General features: G+C 69.9%; 27 protein-coding genes. 10 read left to right on the top strand and 17 right to left on the bottom strand.

The window, feature by feature from the left end:
- The 4 genes from AB0D57_RS31785 to AB0D57_RS31770 all read right to left on the bottom strand — a co-directional run.
- On the bottom strand, window positions 1–437 hold a 437-nt coding region (locus tag AB0D57_RS31785; protein WP_362080787.1), incomplete at its 3' end, for a phosphoadenosine phosphosulfate reductase family protein.
- A complete protein-coding gene (cysC, locus tag AB0D57_RS31780; RefSeq protein ID WP_362080784.1) occupies window positions 434–985 on the bottom strand; it encodes an adenylyl-sulfate kinase in 552 nt (183 codons plus the stop codon). The genes AB0D57_RS31785 and cysC, both read right to left, overlap by 4 nt.
- A gap of 132 nt (window positions 986–1,117) precedes the next feature.
- Window positions 1,118–1,939, bottom strand: coding sequence for a PaaX family transcriptional regulator C-terminal domain-containing protein (locus AB0D57_RS31775; protein ID WP_362080781.1), 822 nt, complete (start codon window positions 1,937–1,939; stop codon window positions 1,118–1,120).
- 15 nt (window positions 1,940–1,954) lie between these two features.
- Complete coding sequence (locus AB0D57_RS31770) at window positions 1,955–3,604, bottom strand: AMP-binding protein (protein ID WP_362080777.1); 1,650 nt, start codon at window positions 3,602–3,604, stop codon at window positions 1,955–1,957.
- 185 nt (window positions 3,605–3,789) lie between these two features.
- Here AB0D57_RS31770 and AB0D57_RS31765 point away from each other — a divergent pair, with 185 nt between their 5' ends.
- Both AB0D57_RS31765 and AB0D57_RS31760 read left to right on the top strand, forming a co-directional pair.
- The gene (locus AB0D57_RS31765) at window positions 3,790–4,926 is read left to right on the top strand and encodes an acyl-CoA dehydrogenase family protein (RefSeq protein ID WP_362080774.1); all 1,137 of its coding nucleotides are present in this window, start codon (window positions 3,790–3,792) and stop codon (window positions 4,924–4,926) included.
- The gene (locus AB0D57_RS31760) at window positions 4,923–5,321 is read left to right on the top strand and encodes a RidA family protein (protein WP_362080771.1); all 399 of its coding nucleotides are present in this window, start codon (window positions 4,923–4,925) and stop codon (window positions 5,319–5,321) included. Before AB0D57_RS31765 ends, AB0D57_RS31760 begins: the two co-directional genes overlap by 4 nt.
- A 16-nt stretch (window positions 5,322–5,337) precedes the next feature.
- Here the strand turns inward: AB0D57_RS31760 and AB0D57_RS31755 are convergent, their stop codons facing one another.
- Complete coding sequence (locus tag AB0D57_RS31755) at window positions 5,338–5,532, bottom strand: DUF5999 family protein (RefSeq protein WP_362080768.1); 195 nt, start codon at window positions 5,530–5,532, stop codon at window positions 5,338–5,340.
- 244 nt (window positions 5,533–5,776) lie between these two features.
- Between AB0D57_RS31755 and AB0D57_RS31750 the strand changes: the two genes are divergently transcribed.
- On the top strand, window positions 5,777–6,202 hold the full coding sequence (locus tag AB0D57_RS31750) for a DUF6299 family protein (RefSeq protein ID WP_362080765.1): 426 nt from the start codon (window positions 5,777–5,779) through the stop codon (window positions 6,200–6,202).
- Between the two features lie 64 nt (window positions 6,203–6,266).
- On the opposite strand, the gene AB0D57_RS31745 is transcribed toward AB0D57_RS31750, so the two are convergent.
- Together AB0D57_RS31745 and leuA are read right to left on the bottom strand one after the other, a co-directional pair.
- Window positions 6,267–7,067 (bottom strand): ATP-binding cassette domain-containing protein, encoded by an 801-nt coding sequence (locus AB0D57_RS31745; protein WP_362080761.1) that lies wholly within the window; start codon window positions 7,065–7,067, stop codon window positions 6,267–6,269.
- A 2-nt stretch (window positions 7,068–7,069) separates the two neighbouring features.
- A complete protein-coding gene (gene leuA / locus AB0D57_RS31740) occupies window positions 7,070–8,863 on the bottom strand; it encodes a 2-isopropylmalate synthase (protein ID WP_362080758.1) in 1,794 nt (597 codons plus the stop codon).
- Between the two features lie 186 nt (window positions 8,864–9,049).
- Here leuA and AB0D57_RS31735 point away from each other — a divergent pair, with 186 nt between their 5' ends.
- Entirely contained in the window at window positions 9,050–9,739 is a 690-nt protein-coding gene (locus AB0D57_RS31735; RefSeq protein WP_362080755.1) for a FadR/GntR family transcriptional regulator, read from the top strand.
- A gap of 164 nt (window positions 9,740–9,903) precedes the next feature.
- Here the strand turns inward: AB0D57_RS31735 and AB0D57_RS31730 are convergent, their stop codons facing one another.
- Window positions 9,904–10,626 (bottom strand): family 43 glycosylhydrolase, encoded by a 723-nt coding sequence (locus AB0D57_RS31730; protein WP_362080752.1) that lies wholly within the window; start codon window positions 10,624–10,626, stop codon window positions 9,904–9,906.
- 137 nt (window positions 10,627–10,763) lie between these two features.
- Between AB0D57_RS31730 and AB0D57_RS31725 the strand changes: the two genes are divergently transcribed.
- Complete coding sequence (locus AB0D57_RS31725; RefSeq protein WP_362080749.1) at window positions 10,764–11,303, top strand: tyrosine-type recombinase/integrase; 540 nt, start codon at window positions 10,764–10,766, stop codon at window positions 11,301–11,303.
- Window positions 11,218–11,616: an integrase gene (locus AB0D57_RS31720; protein WP_362080793.1), complete on the top strand. Its 399-nt coding sequence runs from the start codon at window positions 11,218–11,220 to the stop codon at window positions 11,614–11,616. Before AB0D57_RS31725 ends, AB0D57_RS31720 begins: the two co-directional genes overlap by 86 nt.
- 218 nt (window positions 11,617–11,834) lie before the next feature.
- Here AB0D57_RS31720 and AB0D57_RS31715 read toward each other — a convergent pair whose 3' ends face one another.
- From AB0D57_RS31715 to AB0D57_RS31675, 9 genes are all read right to left on the bottom strand, one after another.
- Window positions 11,835–12,266, bottom strand: coding sequence for a tyrosine-type recombinase/integrase (locus AB0D57_RS31715; protein WP_362080746.1), 432 nt, complete (start codon window positions 12,264–12,266; stop codon window positions 11,835–11,837).
- 8 nt (window positions 12,267–12,274) lie between these two features.
- The gene (locus AB0D57_RS31710; RefSeq protein ID WP_362080743.1) at window positions 12,275–12,625 is read right to left on the bottom strand and encodes a hypothetical protein; all 351 of its coding nucleotides are present in this window, start codon (window positions 12,623–12,625) and stop codon (window positions 12,275–12,277) included.
- A 453-nt stretch (window positions 12,626–13,078) separates the two neighbouring features.
- Window positions 13,079–13,654 carry a helix-turn-helix domain-containing protein gene (locus AB0D57_RS31705; protein ID WP_362080740.1) on the bottom strand — a complete coding sequence of 192 codons (576 nt, stop codon included), beginning with the start codon at window positions 13,652–13,654 and terminating at the stop codon, window positions 13,079–13,081.
- 32 nt (window positions 13,655–13,686) lie between these two features.
- Window positions 13,687–14,856, bottom strand: coding sequence for an aminotransferase class I/II-fold pyridoxal phosphate-dependent enzyme (locus AB0D57_RS31700; protein ID WP_362080736.1), 1,170 nt, complete (start codon window positions 14,854–14,856; stop codon window positions 13,687–13,689).
- Between the two features lie 24 nt (window positions 14,857–14,880).
- Complete coding sequence (locus tag AB0D57_RS31695) at window positions 14,881–15,678, bottom strand: SDR family oxidoreductase (protein ID WP_362080733.1); 798 nt, start codon at window positions 15,676–15,678, stop codon at window positions 14,881–14,883.
- A 53-nt stretch (window positions 15,679–15,731) separates the two neighbouring features.
- On the bottom strand, window positions 15,732–16,736 hold the full coding sequence (locus tag AB0D57_RS31690) for a biotin-dependent carboxyltransferase family protein (protein WP_362080730.1): 1,005 nt from the start codon (window positions 16,734–16,736) through the stop codon (window positions 15,732–15,734).
- The gene (locus tag AB0D57_RS31685; protein ID WP_362080727.1) at window positions 16,733–17,461 is read right to left on the bottom strand and encodes a carboxyltransferase domain-containing protein; all 729 of its coding nucleotides are present in this window, start codon (window positions 17,459–17,461) and stop codon (window positions 16,733–16,735) included. The genes AB0D57_RS31690 and AB0D57_RS31685 overlap by 4 nt, the downstream gene beginning before the upstream one ends.
- Before the next feature lie 22 nt (window positions 17,462–17,483).
- The gene (locus tag AB0D57_RS31680) at window positions 17,484–18,299 is read right to left on the bottom strand and encodes a 5-oxoprolinase subunit PxpA (RefSeq protein ID WP_362080724.1); all 816 of its coding nucleotides are present in this window, start codon (window positions 18,297–18,299) and stop codon (window positions 17,484–17,486) included.
- A 30-nt stretch (window positions 18,300–18,329) separates the two neighbouring features.
- Complete coding sequence (locus AB0D57_RS31675; RefSeq protein WP_362080721.1) at window positions 18,330–19,706, bottom strand: MFS transporter; 1,377 nt, start codon at window positions 19,704–19,706, stop codon at window positions 18,330–18,332.
- A gap of 1,008 nt (window positions 19,707–20,714) precedes the next feature.
- Between AB0D57_RS31675 and AB0D57_RS31670 the strand changes: the two genes are divergently transcribed.
- From AB0D57_RS31670 to AB0D57_RS31655, 4 genes are read left to right on the top strand one after another with little or no spacing between them, the layout of a single operon-like run.
- Window positions 20,715–21,353, top strand: coding sequence for an RraA family protein (locus AB0D57_RS31670; RefSeq protein WP_362080718.1), 639 nt, complete (start codon window positions 20,715–20,717; stop codon window positions 21,351–21,353).
- Entirely contained in the window at window positions 21,350–22,417 is a 1,068-nt protein-coding gene (locus AB0D57_RS31665; protein ID WP_362080715.1) for a D-2-hydroxyacid dehydrogenase, read from the top strand. The genes AB0D57_RS31670 and AB0D57_RS31665 overlap by 4 nt, the downstream gene beginning before the upstream one ends.
- Window positions 22,418–22,437: 20 nt before the next feature.
- Window positions 22,438–23,208 (top strand): SDR family oxidoreductase, encoded by a 771-nt coding sequence (locus tag AB0D57_RS31660; RefSeq protein WP_362080712.1) that lies wholly within the window; start codon window positions 22,438–22,440, stop codon window positions 23,206–23,208.
- A gap of 13 nt (window positions 23,209–23,221) precedes the next feature.
- Window positions 23,222–24,256, top strand: coding sequence for a zinc-binding dehydrogenase (locus tag AB0D57_RS31655; RefSeq protein WP_362080709.1), 1,035 nt, complete (start codon window positions 23,222–23,224; stop codon window positions 24,254–24,256).
- Window positions 24,257–24,295: the final 39 nt, after the last annotated feature.

Below are 24,295 nucleotides of genomic sequence, written 5' to 3'. Positions count from 1 at the left end.
CGGCGGCCGCCGCCGAAGACGGCGTCGAAGCGCTCGGACTGGATTTTCTCGGTCAGTGGCACGGTCTGCAGGGGGTTGCGGGTGCCGTCGGGGCGCTCGCGCAGGACACCGCGGTCGATGTAGTCCTGTACGGAGGCGACATGCAGGCGCAGTCCGTGCTTTTCCACCGTGCGGTCGCGGTACTCGAGGACCTCGGGGAAGTTGTGTCCGGTGTCGACGTGCAGCAGCGTGAAGGGGATCGCCGCGGGGGCGAAGGCCTTCAGTGCCAGATGGAGCATGACGATGGAGTCCTTGCCGCCGGAGAAGAGGATCACCGGCCGTTCGAACTCGCCCGCGACCTCGCGGAAGATGTGGACGGCCTCGGACTCCAGCGCGTCCAGGTGTGACAGGGAGTACGGCTTTTCGGTGCCTTCGTGCACGGTGACGGCGGTCGTCATGCGAGACCCCTCTCGGTGAGCAGCGCATGCACCGAGGCAGCGGACTGCTCCGGGGTCTGCAGATGCGTCTCCAGCGTGAGTGCCGGGTCGAGCGGCGGCTCGTAGGGGTCGTCGACACCGGTGAGCCCGGTCAGCTGACCCGCGGCCTGGCGGGCGTACAGCCCCTTCACGTCCCGCTCGCTGCACACCTCGACCGGGGTGGCGACATGCACCTCGATGTACGGGGTTTTGCTCGCCTCGTGTCGCTTCGCGACGGCCTCGCGGCTGTCGGCGTACGGCGCGATGACCGGCACCACGGCGAGCACGCCGTTGCGCGCCAGTACTTCGGCGACCAGGCCGATGCGCTGGACGTTCGTGTTGCGGTCCTCGCGCGAGAAGCCGAGGCCCGCGGAGAGGAAGCGGCGGATCTCGTCGCCGTCGAGGACCTCCACACGGTGTCCCTCGGCCTTCAGGCGGCTCCCGAGCAGCCGGGCGATGGTCGTCTTGCCCGCGCTCGGCAGGCCCGTGAGCCAGACGGTGGCTCCCTGAGCCCTTGCCGTGGTGGTCATACGTGCGGTCCTCTTCCTGTCCTGGCGTGCGGCTGACGACGCTAGGCAAGAAACATGAGAAGAGGTGAGGAACAGCCTGAGGGTTCCCTTAGTGATGCATGATGTTGCCGGTCGGTCTTAAGGGCGGGCGAACTACGTGGGTACGTCCGTGAAACTCGCCCCCGCGTCCCGGAGCCGCTCGTGCAACGCCCGGAAGACGGCCGCCGAGCGGGCGCCCGGCCAGTCCTGGGGCAGCAGCGCGGCGGGCAGCCCGGGGTCGGTGTACGGCAGGTGGCGCCAGGAGTCCAGGGCGAGCAGATAGTCGCGGTACGCCTCCTCGGGCGGCGTGTCCGCGCGTCGCTCCCAGGCGTGCAGCACCCGCGCGTGCTGGTCGAGGAACGCCTCGTGCTCCTTGGCGATCGCCGCCAGGTCCCACCAGCGCGCGACCGCGTCCGCCGTCGCCGCGAAGCCCAGGTGCTCCGCGCGGAACAGCTCCACATACGGATCCAGGTGAAGCCGTGCCAGGGTGTGCCGGGCCTCCTCGTAGTGCCGCGCCGGGGCGAGCCACACCCCGGGGGCCGCCGTCCCGAAGCCGAGACCGGCGAGCCGCGAGCGCAGTACGTGCCGCTTCTGGCGCTCGGACTCCGGCACGGAGAAGACGGCGAGCACCCAGCCGTCGTCCTCGGCGGGCGGCGCCGTCGCGTACACCCGCCGGTCGCCGTCGTCGAGCAGCTGCCGCGCGTCCGGCGACAGCGCGTACCCCGCCGCGCCCGTCGCCGTGCGGGCCGGTTCGAGCAGTCCGCGGCGCTTGAGCCGCGACACCGACGAGCGTACGGAGGGCGCGTCGACGTCGACCGCGGCGAGGAGCCGGATCAACTCGGCCACCGGCACGGGGCCGGGCATGAAACGGCCGTACGCGCCGTAGAACGTGACGATGAGGGACCGGGGGGCGTGCTGCTCTGACACGTTGATCACTCTAGTGCGCGAAGATCACTTGGGGCCGCCGCCGGTGGACAAGTCGCCCTCCGGGGAGCGCAGCCGGAACCGCTGGAGCTTGCCCGTCGCGGTGCGCGGCAGCGCGTCCAGGAAGACGAACTCGCGGGGGCATTTGTACGGGGCCAGCTCGGACTTGAGGAACGCGCGCAGCGCTTCCGGATCCCGGTGCGCGCCCGGCCGCAGCACCGCGTACGCCACCACCACCTGCCCGCGCGCCTCGTCGAAGCGTCCCACGACCGCCGTCTCGACCACGTCCGGATGGCGCAGCAGAGCGTCCTCGACCTCGGGGCCCGCGATGTTGTACCCGGCGGAGACGATCATGTCGTCGGCGCGTGCGACATAGCGGAAGTAGCCGTCGGGGTCGCGTACATAGGTGTCGCCGGTGAGGTTCCAGCCGTCCCGCACGTACTCCCGTTGCCGCGGGTCGGCGAGATAGCGGCAGCCGACCGGGCCGCGCACGGCGAGCAGTCCGGGCTGGCCGTCCGGCACCGGTGTGCCGTCTGCGTCGACCACGCGCGCGTGCCACCCCGGGACGGGGACCCCCGTCGTACCGGGCCGGATCCGCTCGTCGGCCGCGGAGATGAAGATGTGCAGCAGTTCGGTGGCGCCGATGCCGTTGATGATGCGCAGCCCGGTGCGGGTGTGCCAGGCCTGCCAGGTCGCGGCCGGCAGGTTCTCGCCCGCGGACACACAGCGCCGCAGCGACGTCGTGTCGTACGCGTGCAGCTCCGCCAGCATCGCCCGGTAGGCGGTCGGCGCGGTGAACAGCACGGAGACGCGGTGTGCGGCGATCGCGGGCAGCAGGTGCCTGGGGCCTGCCTGTTCGAGCAGCAGGGTGCTGGCGCCGACGCGCATCGGGAAGACCACGAGACCGCCGAGTCCGAAGGTGAAACCCAGCGGAGGACTGCCGGTGAAGACGTCGTCCTCGTGCGGTCGCAACACATGCTTCGAGAACGTGTCCGCTATCGCCAGCACATCGCGATGGAAATGCATACAGCCTTTGGGCCGACCGGTGGTACCCGACGTGAACGCGATCAGCGCGACGTCGTCGCAGGCGGTGTCGGCGGCCGTGAACGGCTCGTCCGGGGCGCCGGTGATGCGCAGCAGCAGGTCGTCGGGCGAGTCCCCGCCGTACGTCGTGATCCGCAGCCCCGGAAGCCCCGCCCGCGCCAGGTCGTCGACGGACCGCACGTCGCACAGGGCGTGCGTCACCCGGGCGATCTCGCCCATCGTGGCCAGCTCGTGCGGGCGCTGCTGTGCGAGCACGGTCACGGCGACCGCGCCCGCCTTCAGGACCGCCAGCCAGCACGCCGCCAGCCAGGGCGTGGTGGGCCCGCGCAGCAGTACACGGTTGCCGGGGACGACGCCCAGCTCGGCGGTCAGCACATGGGCGATTCGGTCCACGCGGGCGAGGAGCTGCCCGTACGTCCACAGGTCGCCGGACGGTGTGCGGAAGACCGGACGCTCCGGGCGCGCGTGGCCGTGGCGGAGCAGTTCGGCGGCGCAGTTCAGCCGGTCGGGGTAGCGCAGCTCGGGCAGATCGCTGATGAGCTGTGGCCACTGCTCGGAGGGAGGGAGGTGGTCGCGCGCGAAGGTGTCGACGTGGGCCGAGGTCTTCGGCTCCAGGGTGTCGCCGGGGTCCATGGAGGTTCGCCCCCTTGTCGTGGTGGGCTCATCAGCTCGTGGCTCGCAGCTCGCGTCTCGCACATGGAGCGTATCGTGTTGGTGACGACAGTCAATGTCTCACGATAGCCTGGCTTTGCGACCCGACAGGGGCCTTGGGGCCGAACAGGGGGCCTTGCGACCCGGCAGGGGAGAGGGGACCGGCAATGACCGCATTCTCGCTCGATCCGGCGCACACCGCCTGGTGTGCCGAGCTGCGCACGCTGGCGGCGGAGCAGCTGCGTCCGGCGGCGGAGAAGGGCGAGCCGGGCCACGTCAACCGCCCTCTGATCGCCGAGCTGGGCCGGCTCGGTCTGCTCGCCCGGCTGTTCACCTCGGGCGCGCTCGACCTGTGCCTGATGCGGGAGTCCCTGGCCCGGGAGTGCACGGAGGCTGAGACGGCGCTCGCGCTCCAGGGCCTCGGCGCGCACCCGGTGCACACCTACGGCACCCGCGCCCAGCGCGCACACTGGCTGCCCCGTGTCTCGGACGGCAGCGCGGTGGCCGCCTTCGCCCTGAGCGAGCCGGGCGCGGGTTCCGACGCGGCGGCGCTGGCCCTGCGGGCAGACGTCGACGGCGCCGACGACTCCGGCGGCTGGCGGCTCACCGGCGAGAAGTGCTGGATCTCCAACGCCCCCGAGGCCGACTTCTACACCGTCTTCGCGCGGACCACCCCGGGCGCCGGAGCCCGCGGCGTCACCGCCTTCCTCGTACCCGCCGACCGCCCCGGCCTCACCGGCACCCCGCTCGACATGCTCTCGCCGCACCCCATCGGCACCCTCGCCTTCGACGCCGTACGGGTGACGGCCGAGGACGTGCTCGGCGAGACCGACCGCGGTTTCCGGGTCGCGATGCACACGCTCAACCTCTTCCGCCCGAGCGTGGGCGCCTTCGCGGTCGGCATGGCGCAGGCGGCGCTGGACATGACGCTCGCGCACACGGCTGAACGCGACGCGTTCGGCGGCAAGTTGAGGGACCTTCAGACAGTGGCCCACCAGGTCGCCGAGATGGCGCTGCGTACGGAGGCGGCCCGCCTGATGGTGTACGCGGCCGCGGCGGCGTACGACGAAGGCGCCCCGGACGTGCCCCGGCGGGCCGCGATGGCGAAGCTGCTGGCGACCGAAACGGCCCAGTACGTGGTCGACGCGGCGGTCCAGCTGCACGGCGCCCGCGCCCTGCGTCGCGGACACCTCCTCGAGCACCTCTACCGAGAGGTCCGCGCGCCCCGTATCTACGAAGGCGCGAGTGAGGTCCAACGAGCCGTCATAGCCAAGGAGTTGTACGCGTCGGTGGCGGCCTCGTGAGTACCGAGCGGGTCAATCCGCCCGAGCTGTCGCCGCCCACCGGCTTCTCGCACGCCGTCGTCGCCACCGGCACCCGCGTGGTCTTCCTGGCGGGCCAGACCGCGCTCGACACGGACGGGAAGGTGACCGGCGAGACCCTCCCGGAGCAGTTCGAGCGGGCGCTGACGAATCTGCTGACCGCGCTGCGGGCGGCGGGCGGAACCCCGGCCGACCTCGCACGGGTCACCGTCTACGCCACCGACGTCGCGGACTACCGCGTTCACGCTGCCGAACTCGGCCGTGTGTGGCGCCGGTTGGCGGGCCGCGACTACCCCGCGATGGCCGTCATCGGCGCCGCCCGCCTCTGGGACGAACGGGCCCTGGTCGAACTCGACGGCTTCGCCGTGCTGCCGTAGGGCCCTGTCGGAGGGATCAGGCGGCGACGGCCAACTGCTCGGCGAATACCCGCTGCGGAGCGACCACGCGGCCGTCGGGAAGAAGTTCGCCGCTGTCGTCGAAGACGATCGCGCCGTTGCACAGCAGGCTCCAGCCCTGCTCGGGGTGGGCCGACACGATGTGCGGAGCGTTGGAGTCCGCGGACGGGCAGAGAGTTCGGTGGCTACACATGGCGCACCTCCACGTCGGATGCGATGAGTGCCGGCGGCGCTGTCGCCGCCTTGCATACGTAAGACCATGCGCTCGCCGAGAACGCACCGGAACCGCCGGTCGAGAAGCGTGACAACACGCGGACAACTCTCGGACGTCCCCATGACGCATGGAGCGGACGTGCGACCAAAGGGGTGACGCTCACTGCCCGGGCGCGTGCGGCGGGTACGTGTGGAGTGTCTGCCACTCCCCAGGAGGTACTTCCATGTCTGTGCGCCAAGTCATCGGCGCGGCCACCGGTGCCGCGCTCCTGCTGCTGCTCGCCCCGACCGCCGTCGCCCTTTCGGAGCCGTACGAGACGCTCACCGTCGACTCGACCGGTCACATCGCGGCCGACGGGACCATCACCCTCTCCGGCACCTACCGCTGTCTGCCCGGTTCGGGGACGGTGCTGGTGTCCTCGTCGGTGTCGCAGGACGATCCCCGGGCGAGACAGGGCATCGGCGGCACCGCGGCGGTCTGCGACGGCACCGAGCACCGCTGGACCAACTCGGCGAAGCGCGAGCCCGGCACCTTCGAGCCGGGCGACGCCCACGTCCAGGCCACCCTGATGGAACTGCCCTCCGGCGGCCTGCCGATCCCGACCTTCCATGCGACCGAGGAGCAGGACATCACGCTCGTCGAGGGCTGACACGGCGGGCCCGCCGGACGACGCGAAGACGTCCTCCGGCGGGCCCCGTCGTCGCCTGGCGCGCTCAGTTGCCGACCGGGCGACCGGTCCGGACACTCCACCGTCCGTCGGCTCGGCTGAGATGAATCGGATGGTCGAAGCACTTGCTGACCTGATCCCTGGTCAGCACCTCGTCGGCCGGGCCGGAGGCCAGGCAGCGCCCGTCGCGCAGCAGCATCACATGCGTCGTGCCGGGCGGAAGCTCCTCCAAGCGGTGGGTGACCAGCACCGAGGCGAGATCCCGACAGGTGTGCTGGAGCGTGTCGATCAGCTCGATGAGCTGCTCGCGGCCCGCCACGTCCAGGCCGGTCGCGGGCTCGTCGAGCAGCAGGAGCCGCGGACTGGGCATGAGCGCCCGAGCGATCAACGTACGGCCCCTCTCGCCCTGGGACAGGGTCGGCCACCGTGCCTCGTGGCGATCGGCGAGGCCGAGCAGACCGATGAGGCGATCGGCCATGGCGACCTGCTCGGTGGTCGGATTCCAGCGGGGCACGCGCTCGATCGTGTTGGTCAGTCCGGTCAGCACGACGTCCTGGACCTTCAAGGGCGAGCGCAGCGCATGCCGTGGGTCGACATGGCCGACGTAGGAGCGCAGTTGGCGCATGTCGACGCGGCCGAGCTCGTGGCCCAGTACTTCGACGGTGCCGCGGGTGGGGTGGGCGAGCGCCCCGAGAAGGCTGAGCAGCGTGCTCTTGCCCGCGCCGTTGGCGCCGAGCAGGGCCCAGTGCTCGCCGGCCCGTACGGTCAGCGACACGTCGCGCAGGATCGGATTTCCGTCGCGGACGAAGTCCACGTCGTTCACTTGGAGTACCGGGGTCGCGTTCACGTTCAGACTCGCCCGGCCCGGTTGACGGCCGCCATGACCGCGTGCACGGAGGAGGTGAGGACCGAGGTGTCCCAGCCCGCTCCCCAGCGGACGATGCCGTCCACCCGGCATTCGGCGTAGGCGACGGCGGGGCTGCCCGGTCCGGTGGCGGTGGCGTGTTCGGTGTAGCCGAGGATGTCGACGCCGACACCCATGGTGCGGAGGGCGTCCGTGAGGGCCGACAGCGGTCCGTTCCCCGTCCCCCGGCAGGACTGCTCGTGCCCGTCGGCGCGCAGCGTGCAGACGAACTCGTGTTGGCCGGGGGCGGTTTCCCTGGTGCTCCAGTCGAGCAGGGTGACCGGACCGTCCTGGGCCGGGGCGATGTAGGTCGTGCGGAACAGGTCCCACAGCTCCTTGTGGGTGAGCTCCTGCCCGGTGGCGTCCGTGATGTGCTGCACCGTACGGGAGAAGTCCGGACGCATGGCCTGCGGCAGGTCCAGGCCGTGGTGGGTGTGGAGCAGGTGCGCGATTCCTCCCTTGCCGGACTGGGAGTTGATGCGGATGACTTCCTCGTACGTACGGCCGATGTCATTCGGGTCGATGGGCAGATACGGCACCGCCCACGACGCCTCCGCGGCGGGGACGCCCTTCTCGGCGGCGTGCTTGGCGTGGTGGGCCATGCCCTTGGCGATGGCGTCCTGGTGGGTGCCGGAGAAGGCCGTGTGCACGAGGTCGCCGCCGTAGGGGTGACGTGGGTGGACCGGCAGCCGGTTGCAGTGCTCCGCCACCTCGCGCACCGCGTCGATGTCGGAGAAGTCGATCATCGGGTTCACGCCCTGCGCGTACAGGTTGAGGGCCAGGGTGACCAGGTCGACGTTCCCGGTCCGCTCGCCATTGCCGAACAGGCAGCCCTCCACACGCTGCGCACCCGCCAGGACGGCGAGTTCCGCGCAGGCGACGCCGGTGCCGCGGTCGTTGTGGGGGTGCACCGAGAGGATCACGGAATCGCGGCGCGCCAGGTGGCGGTCCATGTACTCGATCTGGTCCGCGTACACGTTGGGGGTGGCGATCTCCACCGTCGCCGGCAGATTGTGGATCACCGGCCGGTCCGGGCTCGCCTCCCACAGCTCGGTCAGGCTGTTGCAGATCTCCAGGACGAAGTCCGGTTCCGTGAGGTTGAAGACCTCCGGGGAGAACTCGAACCGGATGCCGGCGCCCGGCTGTTCCTCGGCACGTCGCATCAGGTGGGTCGCGGCGTCCCGGATCAGTTCGTGGACCTCGGGGCGAGAGCGCCCGAGGACCACGTTCCGCCAGGTGGGCGCGGTGGCGGTGTACAGGTGGACGACAGCGTGGGGGAGTCCCTCGATGGAGGCGATGGTCCGGTCGATCAGGTCCCGGCGGGCCGCGGTGAAGACGGAGATGGTCACGTCGTCGGGTACCGCCCCGCTCTGGGCCAGGTGACGGACGAAGTCGAAGTCCGTCCGGCTGGCCGAGGGGTAGCCGACCTCGATCTCCTTGAACCCCATCGTGACCAGGAGGTCGAACATGCGTCGCTTGCGTTCGGTGTCCATCGGCTCGGCCAGCGCCTGATTGCCGTCTCGCAGGTCGACCGGTACCCACAGGGGGGCCTGCTCGAGCCGGCGTGACGGCCAGGTCCGGTCAACCAGGGGCAGGGCGACCCGCTCCTGCACGGGCTGGTATCGGTGGTGCGGCATCGCGCTCGGGCGCTGGGGGTTCCATCCGGGCGCATCGGCCGGGATGTCACCGGACGGAGTGCGCAGGGTGGGGAACGCCGTGGTCGCGAGGGAGGAAGTCATGTGCGGAACTTCTTTCGATCGGCCATCCGATGACCGGCGCAGCCCGACACCCGCTGCGGGGGGCCGGTCGTGTCAGGCCCCGCAGCGGCAGACGAGGAGGAGAAGCCCGCGCAGCGGCATGCCGGGTACGATAACGGCAGTTGAACTCCTCAGACAACCTGAGAGGTTTGGGAAGGTGAACGTCACATGTCACTAGGAGCCTTGCGGCCGTCCCCCTTGGTCGAGCAGGCAACCGAGCGCCTGCGCGACCAGATCACCAGCGGCGAATGGGCCGTGGGGACGAAACTCCCCGGTGAAACGACCCTGGCCAAGTCCCTCGGCGTAGGGCGGTCGACCGTCCGCGAGGCGCTGCGCGCACTGGCCGGGGCCGGGCTGGTGCAGGCACGCCAGGGCTCCGGCGTCTTCGTCATCGCGACCGAACCCCAGGAGGGCTGGTCCACCCAGCTTCGGCAGGCGGCCATCACCGACGTCTATGAAGTCCGCATGCTGCTGGAGGTCGAAGCCGCGCAGTTGGCCGCGCAACGCCGCACCGACGACGACCTCGACGTCCTCAACGCGGCCTTGGCGAGACGCCGCGAAGCCGCGACGGGAAGCGATGCCGAGTTCGTCGATACTGACATCGCCCTTCACGCGACCGTGGTCGCCGCGGCCCACAATCCCGTACTCACCGGGTTGTTCACCGAGTTCGTACCCGTGCTGCGACGAGGACTGATCGACCTGGTGGCGCTGCTCGACCTACGCTCCGGCGACCCGAACCACGGCGACGACGGTCACACCGCGCTCGTGGATGCCGTCACGCGGGGAGACTCCGAGGCGGCCGGGCGCACCCTGCGAGAAGAGCTGAAGCAGACGCTCGCCCTGCTTCAGTCCCTCTGACGGGAGTTCCTCAAGAGCGGCAGCCATGCTCGACGCCGAAGGTGGATCCGTGGCTTCCCCGCGGAGGCGTCCCCCGCCATGCCCTGGACGGTTCTCTTCGTCCCGCACTTGGGCGGCTCCGCGTAGTCAGCCACAGTCGAGCGCGAGGGGGAGAACGGAACGCATCAGTCGAAGTCCTCCATCCGCCACTCGTCGCGCCAGTCGACGAAGACCATCTCGCCGTCGAAGCGGAGGGGCAGCCAGACGTAGTCGGCGATGGAGGTGTCGGGGTCGAGGAGTTCCGGTGGGAAAGCGGCTTCCGACGCGGGCTGCGCTTCCCCGGAGTGGCGCCTGATCAGTCCGTCCTGGATGCGCCGGCTCACCTCGCGGGTCAGCTGGGGCAGCCACCGGTCGGCCAGGGCGATGTACAGGTCCTTCTTGTGAGAGTGTTTGAAGACCTGGCTGATCTGGGAGCGGTGGGAGGTGCCGAAGACGTCGCCGGGGTGCGGGTCGCCCAGCACGGTCCAGGGGCCGTGGTAGGTGCGGGCGACGGCCACTTCCGAGCGGTTGGGGAAGTAGCCCGAGGTACCCGAAGTGATCAGGTAGTGCAGCCCGTCACGGGTGAAGTGTGCGGGGGCCTCGCGGACGTACGGCGGGTGCGGGTGCGGGAAGTGCGTCGAGTAGTGGCCGGTGACGTCGGTGTAGTCGTCGGTCAGGTCGGCACAGATCAGTTTGCTGTGCACGCGCTCGAAGTAGTAGTACGCCTTGCCGTCGGTGGGGTGGACCGCGAGGTCGAAGTCGCCGGCGTTCATGCCGAGAGGGCGCAGCCCGGTGCGTACGACGCGGTACGGGCCGAGGAAGTCGTCGGCGGCCAGGACGGTGCTCTCCTGCGTATGCCCCTCGCCCATGATCTTGATCCAGCACACGTATCCGTGAACAGGAGCGGGCCGACTCCCGCTCCAGCCCGGCCCTCGATCCGCTCAATGCCTCTCCCCCAGGAGCGGTTCGCCCGCTTGCTGTGCGCCTGACGCGCCCAGCGTCGTGAGTGTCGTCTTCATCCCTTCGTGAAGGAGTTCCACCTGCCCGGGTGACGCTGTCCGGCGTACTGCAGGCTGCTGTCGAAGACCGCCGACTTGCACGCAACCCATGCCGCGCAAGCACCGTCCGCCCTCCGGCAGCCGCACCGGGTCGGGTCGAGGCATGGCCACCCGAGCGAGTCCTGGCGGTACGCGCAGCTCTGTCAGAGCGCTACCGCGTCCTTGTCGAGATCGGCGCGGGCCTTGGCCTTCGGCAGGGAGAGGCGTTCGGCCTGGCGATGGAGGACATTGACTTCGAGGCGGAAGTCATCCATGTCCGGCGCCAGGCCAAGATGGTGCGGACGAAGCTGTGCTTCGCGCTGCCCAAGGGCCGCAAGGTCCGCGACGTGCCCCTGCCCCCAAGCGTGGCCAGAGCCCTGCGGCAGCACACGGAGCTCTTCACATCCGTGCCGGTCACCATGCGTGGGACGATCCGAGCCCGCCGCAGACCCGGTGGAGGCCAAGCATCGTCGGCCCAGGACCTACAACCTCCTGGTGACGGGGCGTGAGCGCAAGGCGATCAACCGGAACTACTACAACTCCTACGTCTGGAAGCCCGCCCTGGCGGAGGCCGGCGTCATCGCGACGTTGGAGGAGAGCGTTCTGGGCGGACCGCGTGTCTGGGAGCCGTCTCGGGAGCACGGCTGTCATGCCTTGCGCCACTTCTACGCCTCCGAGCAGTTGGAGGCCGGAGAGTCGGGCGTCTCTCTGGCCCGGTGGCTCGGCCACTCGGACCCCGGGTTCACGCTCCGGAAGTACGCGCACTTCCTGCCTCGCGCGGGCGCGCGGGGCAGCGGCGCCATCGACGCGGTCTACGCGTAGTCGTAGCCCCAACAACCGGGAGCAGGCCGCTCCCGGCCCAAAGTCCCAGAGATGCCGCCGCACCCCCTCTGAACCCACATCAGTGCAGTTCAGACAGGTTGTGGCGGCATCTGTCATTCAGATGTCCCGGAACTCCTATACAACGCATCTGACCTGCGTAAACGGATCCTTCGAAGATCATCTTGCACGGTTGTTGCACAAGCCGACCAGCGTAGGAGTCATGCGGTCCTCGTGTAGGCGCTCCGGACCGCGATGCGGATCTTGGAACCGGCCCCCACGACCCGGTGCACGTACTTACGTAGAGTGAACGCAGGGTCGGCGTGTCCGAGCCGATCCGCGAGTGTGTACACGTCTACCCCGCCGTTGATCATCATCGACGCGTACAGGTGTCGGAGGGCGTGCATCATCATGTCGCGGGACTTCTCCCAGCGCCGTCCCCTCGCGTTGGGGTCAAGGGGCTTGATGAGGCCGGCCGCCGCCAGAGCAGGCTTCCAGCGGTAGGAGTTGAACCAATTCGACTGAATGGCGGTCTTCTCTCGAGTGTAGAAGATCAGCTGCACCGTGACCGGGTCGCCGCCTTTGCTGCCCCACGGTCGGGTCACCTCGACGGGCGGGTACTTCTCCATATGCTCGCGCAGGGGGATGGCCACGTCGTCGGTCAGTTCGACCCACCGGTCCTTCGGGTCCTCGTCGTCTCCGCCCCTGGGAGGGCGTATGCCAGGAACGAGCCGTCGTGGACTACTTGCCGTTGCACGTGCACCATCGGGCCGTCCGGGTGTGCCCAGTCGACGTCTTCTGGTGACAGGCCGAATATTTCTCCTTGACGAAGGCCCAGGCCGCGACCGCAGTCGACGAGTGCCTTGTAGCGGTCGGGAAGTTCGGCGCGGATCTTCTCGGTGTCCTCCCACGTCAGGGTCAGCTCTGCCCGGCCGCCATCTCCTCGCTTCGGCTTGGCGTCCTGCACCGATTTGGCGAGGCATGGATTTTTGGGTATCAGGCTGTCGTCCACGGCCAGGTCAAAGGCAGCCCGAAGATTGTCGAAGACCAGGCGCAGCGTGGAACTTTCGAGCAGCCGACGACGGTCGTGCAGCCAGCGGGTTCGCAGAGCCGCTCCACGATCCGGGTGTCCGCGTATTCCGGGTGCGCTCGGAGCACGGGGCCTATCGCGTGCAGGACTTCGTGTGCTGCCTGGTGGAACTCCGTTTCTCCGGGGTCCCGTCGGCGGAGGTTGTCGTAGACGGCCTCGATGTGCGCGTTGACGTCCACGTGTGCTGTCTCTCTGTTCGCGTGCGGGCCGGCCCGGTGCCAGAGGGATGTGCTGCGGGAGGAGGGGCGGGCGCGGAGGGATGGCCGGTGTAGTCCGGGGAGGCGCTGTACGGCCGGCCTCACGGCCCGGCCGTACAGCGCGGTTCGGCCCCATCCGGGGAGGAGGCGCCGAACCGGTCCTCTGGCATGCGCCCTGTCAGTGCTCCGGGGTGGACCAGCCGATCAGCGCGCCACGCAGTGCGGCCACGAGGCGGGTGGCGGCCTCGTCCTCGGTGCGTCCGCTCTTGATGAGGTCCAGGATGTCCCGTGGGTCGAACAGGGCGTTCCACAGGTACAGGGCTTCGTCGCCGAGATCTCCGAGGCCCAGTTCCTCGGTGGTCTGCCGCAGCGGATCGGCGAGCGCTTCGGCCTGCGGGGTGAGGTAGCCGGTTCCTTCGCGCAGCCGTTCCAGATAGCCGCGGTGCGAGCGCATCTGTGCCATCGCGCCGCCGTGTTCGAGGACCAGGGACACCCAGTACCGTGACACCGCGTCGAGTTTCGCCATGCCTCGCGTGGTCTGCCGTGCGCTGAAGTCCCGCAGTTCGGAGCCCACTTGGGCGCGGAAGGCGTGCAGGATCTCCTCGACGGAGGAGAAGTGGCGGTAGGCCGTCGCGGTGGACACCTCAGCGTGCTTGGCGATCTCGGCAAGGCTGACGGGCGTCGGCGAGTTCTCGAACAGCCGTGCTGCCGCCTTGATGAGATGCCTGCGATTGCGCTCGGTGTCACTGCGCATGGGGCGACTCCTCGTTGCGTGCGGGACGGTGTTCATCGCAGGGCCGAGAGTCCGTCGGCCAACCGGCGGATGCCCTCGATGATGGACTGCGGGCTGGCAGCGTACGACAGCCGCAGGTGGCTCTCGCCCGCGGCACCGAATTCGCTGCCGGGCCGGACGGCGACGCCGTGCGCGCGCAGTGCCGCGACGACTTCCACGGAGGGCAGGTCGATGTCGTAGCGCGGGAATTGGTAGAACGCGCCTTCCGGTGCGCTGAGGGTGATACCGGGGATCGTGGCCAGTTCCCTCCGCATGATCTCGCCACGTTCTTCGTACGCGGCGCGCATCCGGGCGACGTCTTCGTCGCAGCTCTGCACGGCGACGAGCGCGGCGTCCTGGATGAAGGTGTTGACCGATCCGTTGAAGGTGTTGTGGATGCGCGCGGCCGCCTGGATGAACGACGGCGGCCCCCAGAGGTAGCCGACGCGCCAGCCGGTCATGGCGTAGCTCTTGGAGAAGGTCTGGCAGTAGACGGTGCGGTCGCGCAGGCCGTCGACGGAGATGGTCGAGGTGAACGGCCGCCCGGTGTAGTCGAGGTCGGAGTACGCCTCGTCGGAGATGACGATGGTGGGTGTGCCGTCGAGCAGGTCGGCGAGCGCGTCGAGTTCCTCGCGGCTGTGAACGATGCCGGTCGGGTTGACGGGGTTGCAGAAGACGAAGAGCTTGGCGTCCGTCAGGGCGTCGGCGAGCCGGTCAAGGTCCCAGTGGAGGTCCGGCGCGAGCGGGACGGGGACGACGGTGCCTCCGGCCATGGCGACCAGGTCGGCGTAGAGGGAGTAGGTGGGGTCGGGAACGACCACCTTGTCACCGGGGTTGACGATGCCGAGGATCGCGGCGGCGAGACCGGCGGTGCCGCCCTGGGTGATCAGGATGTCGGCGGCGGACACCGGTGCCCCGGCGATGCCGGTGAGCTTTCCGGCGAGCGCATCGCGCAAGGCCTGTTCGCCGCGCAGCGGTGAGTAATGGGTGCGTCCGGCACGGAGCGAGGCGTGGGCCGCCTCGGTCACTTGAGAGGGTGTGTCGAAGTCGGGTTCGCCCATGGCGAGGGAGACGAGGTCGCCCTGGGACTGTGGCTGCTGCGTCCGGCGGGACGCCGCCTCGATCCGGGCGACGGCGTCTGCCGAGGTGAACAGGGGCGGCTGGGTGGTGATGGTGGGCGGCATGCGTTCCTCCTGGTAGCGGGGTGGTCAGGCCTGCGGTGCGGCGTCGGCGGGGGCGCCCGCCCAACGGCTGATTTCGAGGTCGGCCGAGGTGTCGCGCTGCCGGGTGGGGGCGACGACGATCTCCTGGAGGACGACGCGCTGGGGGAGGCTGACGGCAAGACGGACGGCCTCGGCCACGTCCTCGGGCTGCACCATGGCGGCGCGTTCCTCCGGCAGCGGGGGCCGGGCGCGGTGGTCGAGGATGGGGGTGTCCGCTTCGCCGGGCAGGACGGTGATCGCCCGTAGCCCCTGGTTGCGGAAGGTGTTGTGCAGGAAGGTCATGAAGTTGCGGACGCCGGCCTTGGCCGCGCCGTAGGCGGCGCCGCCGAGCAGGTTGGGGTTGACGGCGGCGAGCGAGGAGACGGTGACGATGGTCCCGGTGCCGCGGCCGAGCATGTCGGGCAGGACGGCCTGGGTGAGCTGGAAGACCGCGGTGAGGTTGACGTCGAGGACCTGACGCCACTCGTCGTGCGGGAGCCACTGCGGGTTGGGCACGGATGAGGCGCTGCCCGCGTTGTTGACCAGGACGTCGACCGGGCCGAGTTCGGCCCGCACCCGGTCGAGGACACGTGCCACGTCGTCCGCGCGGGTGATGTCCGCGGCGAGGGCGAGAGCCGTTCCGCCTTCGCCGCGGATCGTGGCGGCGACGGCGTCGAGCGCCTCCTGCCTGCGGCCGAGCAGGACGACGGCGGCACCGTCCCGGGCGAGCAGCCGTGCGGTCTCGCGTCCCATCCCGCTTCCGGCTCCTGTGATGAGCGCGGTTGTGCCGTTCGGCTTCGTCACCGTTCCTCCTCCATGGGCGATGTGAGGGTAAGGCTTCAATTGAGAATATATTTTCAATTAGTGGGTGGCAAGGGGATCGTGAAGCCGAGGGCGCTGAATGCCTCGGCAGCCGCGTGTCCGAGCGCGCGAACCTCGGCTTCGCGGCGCGCGAAGCGGCGCAGCGAGGTCTCGCGGTCGGTCCAGCGGAACCGGAGCTGCTGCCCCGGTCCGGCCTGTCCGAGCAGCGGCAGGGACGCCCGTGAGGCGACACCGACGATGGGATAGCCCGCGGTCAGGCTCCGGTAACGGCCGAGGACGATCAACTCGTCCGCGTGCGGGATCTGCAGTGCTCCGATGGGCACGCCGTGGGACACGATCTCGGTGTCCGAGGCCGGGTGGAGCACCGGTCCGTCGAGCCGGAGCCCGACGTGGTCGGAGCGGGGTGTGACGGTGTAGGTCGCCTCCTCGATCACCTCGCGGATGCCGGGGATCGTGTGGATTCCGTGGCTGGCGACGACGTCGATGACCCAGGGGCCGTCGTCGAAGCACGGGACGGGTACGGGGAGTCGGAACAGCGGCGGTTGGAACTGCTGGCGACCGAATCCCCGGAACTCCGTCTTGAGCAGGACGCGCGAGCCCCGGGTGACGGCCTGCCCGAATCCCATCCGGGCGTCCGGCGCCGCGCTGCCCAGCAGGGTTTCCGTGCTCAGCCTTCCGTTCACGGCCAGATAGGTGCGGGTGCCCTGCTTCATGTCGCCGCGGACCCGGACCTCGTGGCCCGCCGGCACGACCAGCGGCGACCAACCGTCGGCGGGGCAGCCGGCGACGGTGACCTGGGCGGGGGCGCCGGTCACTGCGAGCAGGACGTCGGCGTCGGGCACGAGTGCCAGCTCGCCTCCGAGGTTCTCGAGCAAGGTCGCGCCGCGGGGGTTGCCCACGAGGAGGTTCGCGACGGTCGCCGAGTGCTGGTCGGCCGCGCCGCCGGTGGGGACTCCGCGCCGCTCCGTGTCGCGGCGGCCGAGGTCCTGGAACGTGGTGATCCATCCGGTGCCGGTGATCTCCAGCGCCACGGTCTTCATGCGGGCTCCTCCGTCGGCAGCAGGAAACCGGCGTCCAGCGCCGCCGCTTCGTCCCGCGTGACGGGGATGAAGCGCACGATGTCGCCGGTGCCGAACGAGACGGGGTCCGGGCGGGAGATGTCGACGATGGTGTGCGGCGTGCGCCCGACCACGCGCCAGCCGGTCGGGCCGGGGAACGGCTGGATGATGGCGTTGGTCCCGGCGATCATGATGGCGCCGGGGGCGACGTCCGTCCGCGGCTCGGCACGCCGGCGCACGGGCCTGGGCATCTTGAGCCCGTCCATCATCGGGGCCATCGCCGCACCGAGGAGAGCGATCGTAAAGGTGGACTCGGCGATCGCCTCGACAACCTCGGCGGGGGCCAGGCCCATCTCCTCGGCGACGGACGCCAGATCGGGGCCGTTCTCGCTGTCGAAGACCACCGGGATGGCGAACGTCCGCACCGCCCGCGGGCCGGCCGACGGCGACGGCGCCCATTGCGCCACCATGCGGGCCGCGTACTCCACGTGCTGGAGTGCGGTCTGCAGCGGGTCGAACTCGATGAGCAGGGATTCGAGACCGGAGACGACGTCGAGCACGCCGTGTGGGCGGTGCGCCAGGAACCGGTCGCGGAAGGCGACGATCTGGGCGCTGCGGATGGCCTGGTCGGTGTGGGGGATGGTCACCATCACCGCCGAGTCCCCGAAGGGCTCGACGGTGACGGCGCCGTACTGTGCTGTGGTCATCGCCTGATCGTGCGTTCGGCCCTCAGTGGGCGAGCGCAGCCTCCGCCTTCTCCGCCTTCTCCGCAAGGACGTCCCGCATGCCCGCGACGCGGATGCCCTCGGCGTCGAGCGCGGCACGCAGCGCGGTGCCGTTCGCGAGGACGGACGGGTGGTCGCCGTGCAGGAGCAGGACGTCGGCGTCGTGGCCGAGCGGCACCACGTTTCCGTTGACCGAGCGCACGGTGCCCTCCCGCACGACCTGCGCGGACCGGCGGCCGATCAGCTCGGGGTCGTGGATCAGGCCGCCTTCGTGTGAGCGGGGCACGGGCATGCCGTCGTCTCCGTATCCGCGGTCGGCCAGGAACACATAGCCGACTTCGAGGCCGCGCTTGCGGGACTCCTCGGCGAGCAGACCGCGCTGACAGATGACGATGTAGTCGGTGTTGTATGCGGCGATCGCGTCGGTGATGGCCCGGGCGTGCTTGGCGTCGGTCTGCGCGATCGAGCCCATCCGGCCGTGCGGGGCGACGTGGCTGATGGTGCCGCCGTGCACCCGTGCGAAGGCGTCGAGCGCACCGAGTTGGTAGAGGACGTCGGTGCGGATCTCCTCCTCGGTCGCCTCGATGAGCCGGCGGCCGAAGCCGACGAGGTCGGGGTAGCCGGGGTGGGCTCCCAGTTCGATGCCGCGCTCGACGCAGTCCGCGACGGTCTGGTCCATGATGCGCGGGTCGCCGGCGTGGAAGCCGCAGGCGATGTTCGACGCGGTGACGAGCCCGAGCAGGGCGCCGTCGTCCCCGATCGTGTAGTTGCCGAAGCTCTCGCCGAGGTCGGCGACGACGGCTACGGAGTTGATTCCCATGGTTTCTCCTGGTGTGTGGGGGTGGGCGGTTCAGCTGGCTGCGAGGGGCCGCCCCTTGGTCTCGCGCAGGAAGGCAACGGTGACCAGGGTGATCAGGGCGGTGATGATGGAGGCGAAGGCCGGGACGAGGTTGGAGCCGGTCGACTCGATCAGCTCGGTCATCAACAGGGGGGCGCTGCCACCGAAGATGATCGTCGAGATGCTGAACCCGATGCTGTAGGCGGAGTAGCGCACGGTCGTCGGGAACATCTCGGCGAGCACGGTGTGGACGACGGCAGCGTGGCCGGAGAAGGCGACCGCCAGGACAATGGTGCCGATGCAGGCCAGTCCGAATTCTCCCGTGGTGATGAGGCGGAACATCGGGTACGAGACGGCGGCCATCGCGACGGCGGAGCCGGTGAGGACGGGTTTGCGGCCGATCCGGTCCGAGAGCCGGGCCATGAGCGGGATACAGATCACGATGGCGACCAGGCTGAACGCGGTGACCGTGAGTGCCCGCAGCATCGAGAAGTTGTGCTCGCCGAGCGAGGTCTTCAGGTAGGTGGGCATGTAGACGAACAGCAGGTAGTAGCCGGGGCCGTTGAGTGCCGGCAGGAAGATCGTGAGTGCGATCGCCTTCAGGTGGCGCGGCGAGGTCAGGGCGTCCCTCAGCGGGTTGCGCGCGACGGTGTTCTGCTCGCGCAGCGCCTCGAAGTGCGGAGTCTCCTCCAGCTGGCGGCGGATGTAGAAGCCGACGTAGCCGAGCGGGACGGCGAGGAGGAAGGGCACCCGCCAGGCCCAGGAGGTCATCGCGTCGTCGCCGAGCGTCGTGATGAGGACGGCGGAGAAGGCGCTGCCGAACATCAGGGCGATGAACGAGCCGACGGCGATGAAGCTCATCGTGTAGTTGCGGCGTGCGTCCGGGGCGTACTCGCCGACGAAGGACATGGCGCCGGCCACCTCGCCGCCGGCGGAGAAGCCCTGCAGCACACGGAGCAGGACGAGAAGGGCAGGCGCGGCGACACCGATGACACCGTGGGAGGGGATGAGGCCGATCGCCGCGGTCGCTCCGGATATCAGCACCAGCAGGGTGGAGAGGAGGGCTTTGCGCCCGAGCCGGTCCCCGAGGTATCCGCAGATCACGCTGCCGAACGGGCGGGCGATGAAGCTGATCAGGAAACCGACGTTGGTGAGGAAGAGCCCTCCGGCCTCGGCTTCTCCCATGATGTTGATCGAGAGGTAGGTGACGAGCAGGCCGTAGATGCCGTAGTCGTACCACTCGACGAACGACCCGACCGCGCCCGCGACGGTGGCCTTGCGGACGACCTTGCCATTGGCGGAGACGACGTCGACCGCTGCCGCGTCGGGCTTCTCCGACGCGGCCTCGTGACGATCTGATGTGGTGCCGAGCCGATCTGACGTTGTCATTCGCGTTCACTTTCGGTGTCGCGGACGCCGGGAACGGTGTCCTGAGAAACGTGCGCTGAACGTGGTCGCTGCCGGCAGTCGCTCCCGTGCCGAGGTGCACCGCACCCATACGTTGTGGGTCCTGGGGGTGGAAGGCGGCTGCGCCTCGGGGAGCTGTGTGGCTTCGGTGTGCCGTGAGGGGCGGGAGAACAACGCCGAAGCCGAGTTGCGACTTGAATCGCGAATGAGAATAGATTCGCATTCTCGGGCGGTCAAGGTTCTGTGTTGCCCCCAAGTTAACCTTCCGATTCCATCGCGCTTCCGGGTCGGCCGCCCGGATGGTCGCGGTGCTGCCCAGCCGCTTTCGCGTGCACGTCGATGCCCGGTCGGCTTGCATCAGGGGCCGGAGCCCGGATCCGCCCGCGTGGCATCTCGTCGTGTCGACCGCTTCGCAAGGCTGCCGCCCCGTCCCGGCCGGCACCTCGCATGCCGCCCCTTGTCTTGCGGCACGGATGCATGCACACTGGCTCTCGCAAAACGCGAAAGATTTCTCGTTTTTCTAGACAGGACGGGACGACCCATGGCCCCACCACCAGAGCTCCGGCGTCGCCGATGCCGGGCTGCCGCATGTGAGACCCGCACCGGCGGCTGAAGCGCGGGGCGGAGGCGGAACGACGCGGTATGCGGCCCGTCCGCCGGAACGCCGCGGGAGCGTGCCGTCTGCGCCGGCCGACCTCGCCGGGATATACGCGACTGATCGGGCAGGCCGGTACCAGGACCCTGTCGAACCGTTCACGCGGAAGTACGGGCGATCAACGCGCCACGGCGCTCGCTCCCACGGCCGTGTCCCGCCGTAACGGTGCGCCGAGCCCCCTCGGCAGACCCGCGCGGACACCGCGCACGGTAGGGCCTCGGGCCCCTCCGGCTTCGGCCGGTGAACAGGAGCAAGCCGGACGCGCCTCCCCGCGGCAGCCGATGCCGGATGCCCTCCATGCCTTCCTCTCCACACCCATCCTCAGGGAGACCGCTATGACCCAGGACAACGTGCGCGTGAACACCTCATGGGAACGCATCGACGACACGGTGCTCGATCGGTTCCGTACCCACTCCGTTGCCAACCTCGGTGACGCCCTCGACCGGCTGAACATCGTCGACGGGGGCATCTCACCCGTCTGGAGCGGTGCCAGGGCCGTCGGCAGGGCGCTCCCGGTCCTGACCGTCGCGGGCGACAACAAGGCCGTGATCGCCGGGCTCGAGCACATCCGCCCCGGAGACATCCTCGTCATCAACGCATTCGGCTACGACGGCCGCGCGATCATCGGCGACAACCTCGCCCAGCGATTCGCCGTGTACGGCGCCGCCGGCGCGGTCGTCGACGGATACGTACGCGACGCCGCGATCATCGAACAGCTCCGCGTACCGGTCTTCGCCCGCGGGCTCACGCCTGCCGGCCCGTTCAAGAACGGCCCGGGCACGATCGGCGAACCCGTCGCCATCGGCGGCGTCGTGGTGAACCCCGGCGACATCGTCGCGGCCGACGGGGACGGCGTCATCGTCATCCCGCCGCACCGCGCCGACGAAGCACTCAAGGCCGTCGAGGAAATCGTCGCCCGCGAGGCAGCACTCGACGCCGAGGTCGAGGCACTGCGGAACAAGGCCGCCCGATGACCGGCCAGGACCGGGTGCCGGGCCGCCTCCGCGTCGCCGTCGCCGCACCGCTGTCCGAGGAGAACTGCGCGCGCATCCAGGAGCTGGAACCGCGGATCGACCTCGTCGTCGACCGCTCCCTGCTCCCGCCGATGCGCTGGCCCGCCGACTTCGCCGGCGACCCGGCCTGGCAGCGCACCCCCCAGCAGCAGCACTCCTACGAAGCCGCCCTCGACTCGGCCGACGCCCTGTACGGCATTCCCGACGTGGACCCGGCCGCCCTGGCACGAGCCGTCCGGGCCAACCCCCGCCTGCGCTGGGTGCACACCATGGCCGCCGGCGGAGGCGGCCAGGTCAAGGCCGCAGGGCTGCGCACCGACGAACTCGACCGAGTCCTCTTCACCACCTCGGCCGGAGTACACGGACGTCCGCTCGCCGAGTTCGCCGTCTTCGGCGTGCTCGCGGCAGCCAAGGACCTGCCCCGCCTGACCCGCCAGCAGCGCAACCACGAGTGGAGCGGCCGCTGGACGATGGGGCAGGTGAACCACCAGACCGTTCTGGTACTCGGCCTCGGTGGAATCGGCCGGTCAGTCGCCACAGCACTCCACGCGCTGGGCGCGACGGTCATCGGCACGAGCAGGAGGAACGTCGGCGTCCCCGGTGTCTCCACCGTGGTGCACCCCGACCGCATCACCGAGGTGGCCCCCACCGTGGACGCGGTCGTGAACACGCTCCCCGGTACCGAGGCAACCGAGCACCTCCTCGGCAAGCGGTTCTTCGACGCCGTCCGACCCGGCGCAGCTCTCGTCAACGTCGGCCGCGGCAGCGTCGTCGACGAGGCCGCCCTGGTCGACGCACTCGACTCCGGCCGCATCGGCTTCGCCGCGCTGGACGTCTTCGAGACCGAACCGCTGCCGGCCCACAGCCCGCTCTGGGATCACGCCCGCGTGCTGCTGAGTCCGCACACCGCCGCGCTCGACACGGCGGAGGACCGCCTCATCGCCGAACTCTTCGCCGCCAACGCCACCCGTCTCCTCGACGGACAGAGCCTGATCAACCGCGTGAACACCGTCGAGTTCTACTGACCAGGAAGACAGCCACGCACATGACCTCCCCTTTCGACCTCACCGGCAAAGTCGCCCTGGTCACCGGATCGAGCCGCGGCATCGGACTCGGCATCGCCACGGGACTCGCGGACGCCGGGGCCACCCTTGTTCTCAACGGCATCGACCCGGGCCGACTCGAAGCAACACGCACGGCACTCGCCCGCCGGTTCGGCGACCACCGTGTCGCGGCACGCGCGTTCGACATTGTCGACGAGGACGCCGTGGCCAAGGCCATTGCGTCGATCGAGTCCGAAGTCGGCGCCATCGACATCCTGGTGAACAACGCCGGCGTCCAGCACCGCGAACCCCTCGTCGAGGTGAGCCTCGACGACTGGCGGCGGGTCGTCGACACCGACCTCACCGGCGCCTTCGTCGTGGGCCGCCATGTCGCCCGCCGGATGCTGCCGCGCCGCACCGGCAAGATCATCAACATCTGCTCGGTCCAGACCGACCTCGCCCGCCCGACCATCGGCCCCTACACGGCGGCCAAGGGCGCTCTGCGCAACCTCACCCGGGCCATGACGGCGGAATGGGCAGGCGAAGGACTGCAGATCAACGGAATCGCGCCCGGATACATCCACACCGAGATGACGCAGAACCTCGTGGACGACGACGAGTTCAACGCATGGATCCTCGGCCGCACCCCCGCCCGGCGCTGGGGAACGGTGACCGACGTGGTCGGCCCCACCGTGTGGCTCGCGTCCAGCGCATCCGACTACGTCAACGGCCAGATCATCTTCGTCGACGGTGGCATGACGGTCGTCGTCTGAGAAGGGAACGTCCATGACCCCCAGCACCACCACCGCGGTCGTCGCCCACGGCGCCGACGACGTCCGAATCGAGCGTGTCGCCGTACGCTCTCCCGAGCCCGGCGAGGCGGTCGTCGCCGTCGCCTACGGCGGCATCTGCGGCTCCGACCTGCACTACTGGCGCCACGGCGCCGTAGGGCAATCCGTCCTGCGGGCACCGATGGTCCTCGGACACGAGGTGGTCGGAACCGTCGTACGGGCGGCGGCCGACGGAACCGGACCGGCCGCAGGCGCCCGGGTCGCGGTCCACCCGGCGACGCGCGAGGACACCGACGTCCGCTTCCCCCACGACCGGCCCAACCTCTCCCCGGGTGTGCGCTACCTCGGCTCGGCCGCGCGGTTCCCCCACACCGAGGGTGCCTTCGCCCGCGAGATCGTGCTTCCCTCGGCGATGCTGCGCGAACTGCCCGCCGGAATCGACCTACGCGTCGCGGCCCTGGCCGAGCCGGCCGCCGTCGCCTGGCACGCCGTGTCACAGGCGGGCGACCTCCGAAGCAAGCGTGTCCTGGTCGTCGGCAGCGGGCCCATCGGCGCTCTCGTCGTCGCGGTGGCGGCGCGAGCCGGCGCCTCAGAGATCGTGGCTGTCGACCTGCACGCGAAGCCTCTCGACATCGCAACCGCGGTCGGAGCAACGCGGACGCTCCACGCCGGTGACGCCGAAGGCATCGCCGCCGTGGACGCCGATGTGGTGATCGAGTCCTCTGGCAACCACCGCGGTCTCGCCTCCGCCATCACCGGTGCCACCCGGGGCGCAACGGTGGTCATGGTCGGCCTCCTGCCGGGCGGCGATCAGCCCGTGCCGATCGCGCACGCCATCACCAGAGAGCTGCGCCTGGTCGGCTCATTCCGGTTCAACGACGAGATCGACCAGGTCATCGCATCCATGGCCGACGGATCCCTGGCAGTCGGCCCGGTCATCACCCACACCTTCCCGCTCGACGATGCACTGAAGGCCTTCGCCGTCGCCGCCGACGCCTCGGTCTCGGGCAAAGTGCTCCTCACGTTCTGATACTGACGACTCGTACGGGCTCGCCCGTCCCCTCTGATC

Source organism: Streptomyces sp. NPDC048275 (assembly GCF_040652275.1).
In the GTDB taxonomy this organism is placed as follows: Bacteria; Actinomycetota; Actinomycetes; order Streptomycetales; family Streptomycetaceae; genus Streptomyces.
The sequence above is the reverse complement of the archived record's forward strand: the minus strand, read 5'-3'. Positions and strand labels throughout refer to the sequence as shown.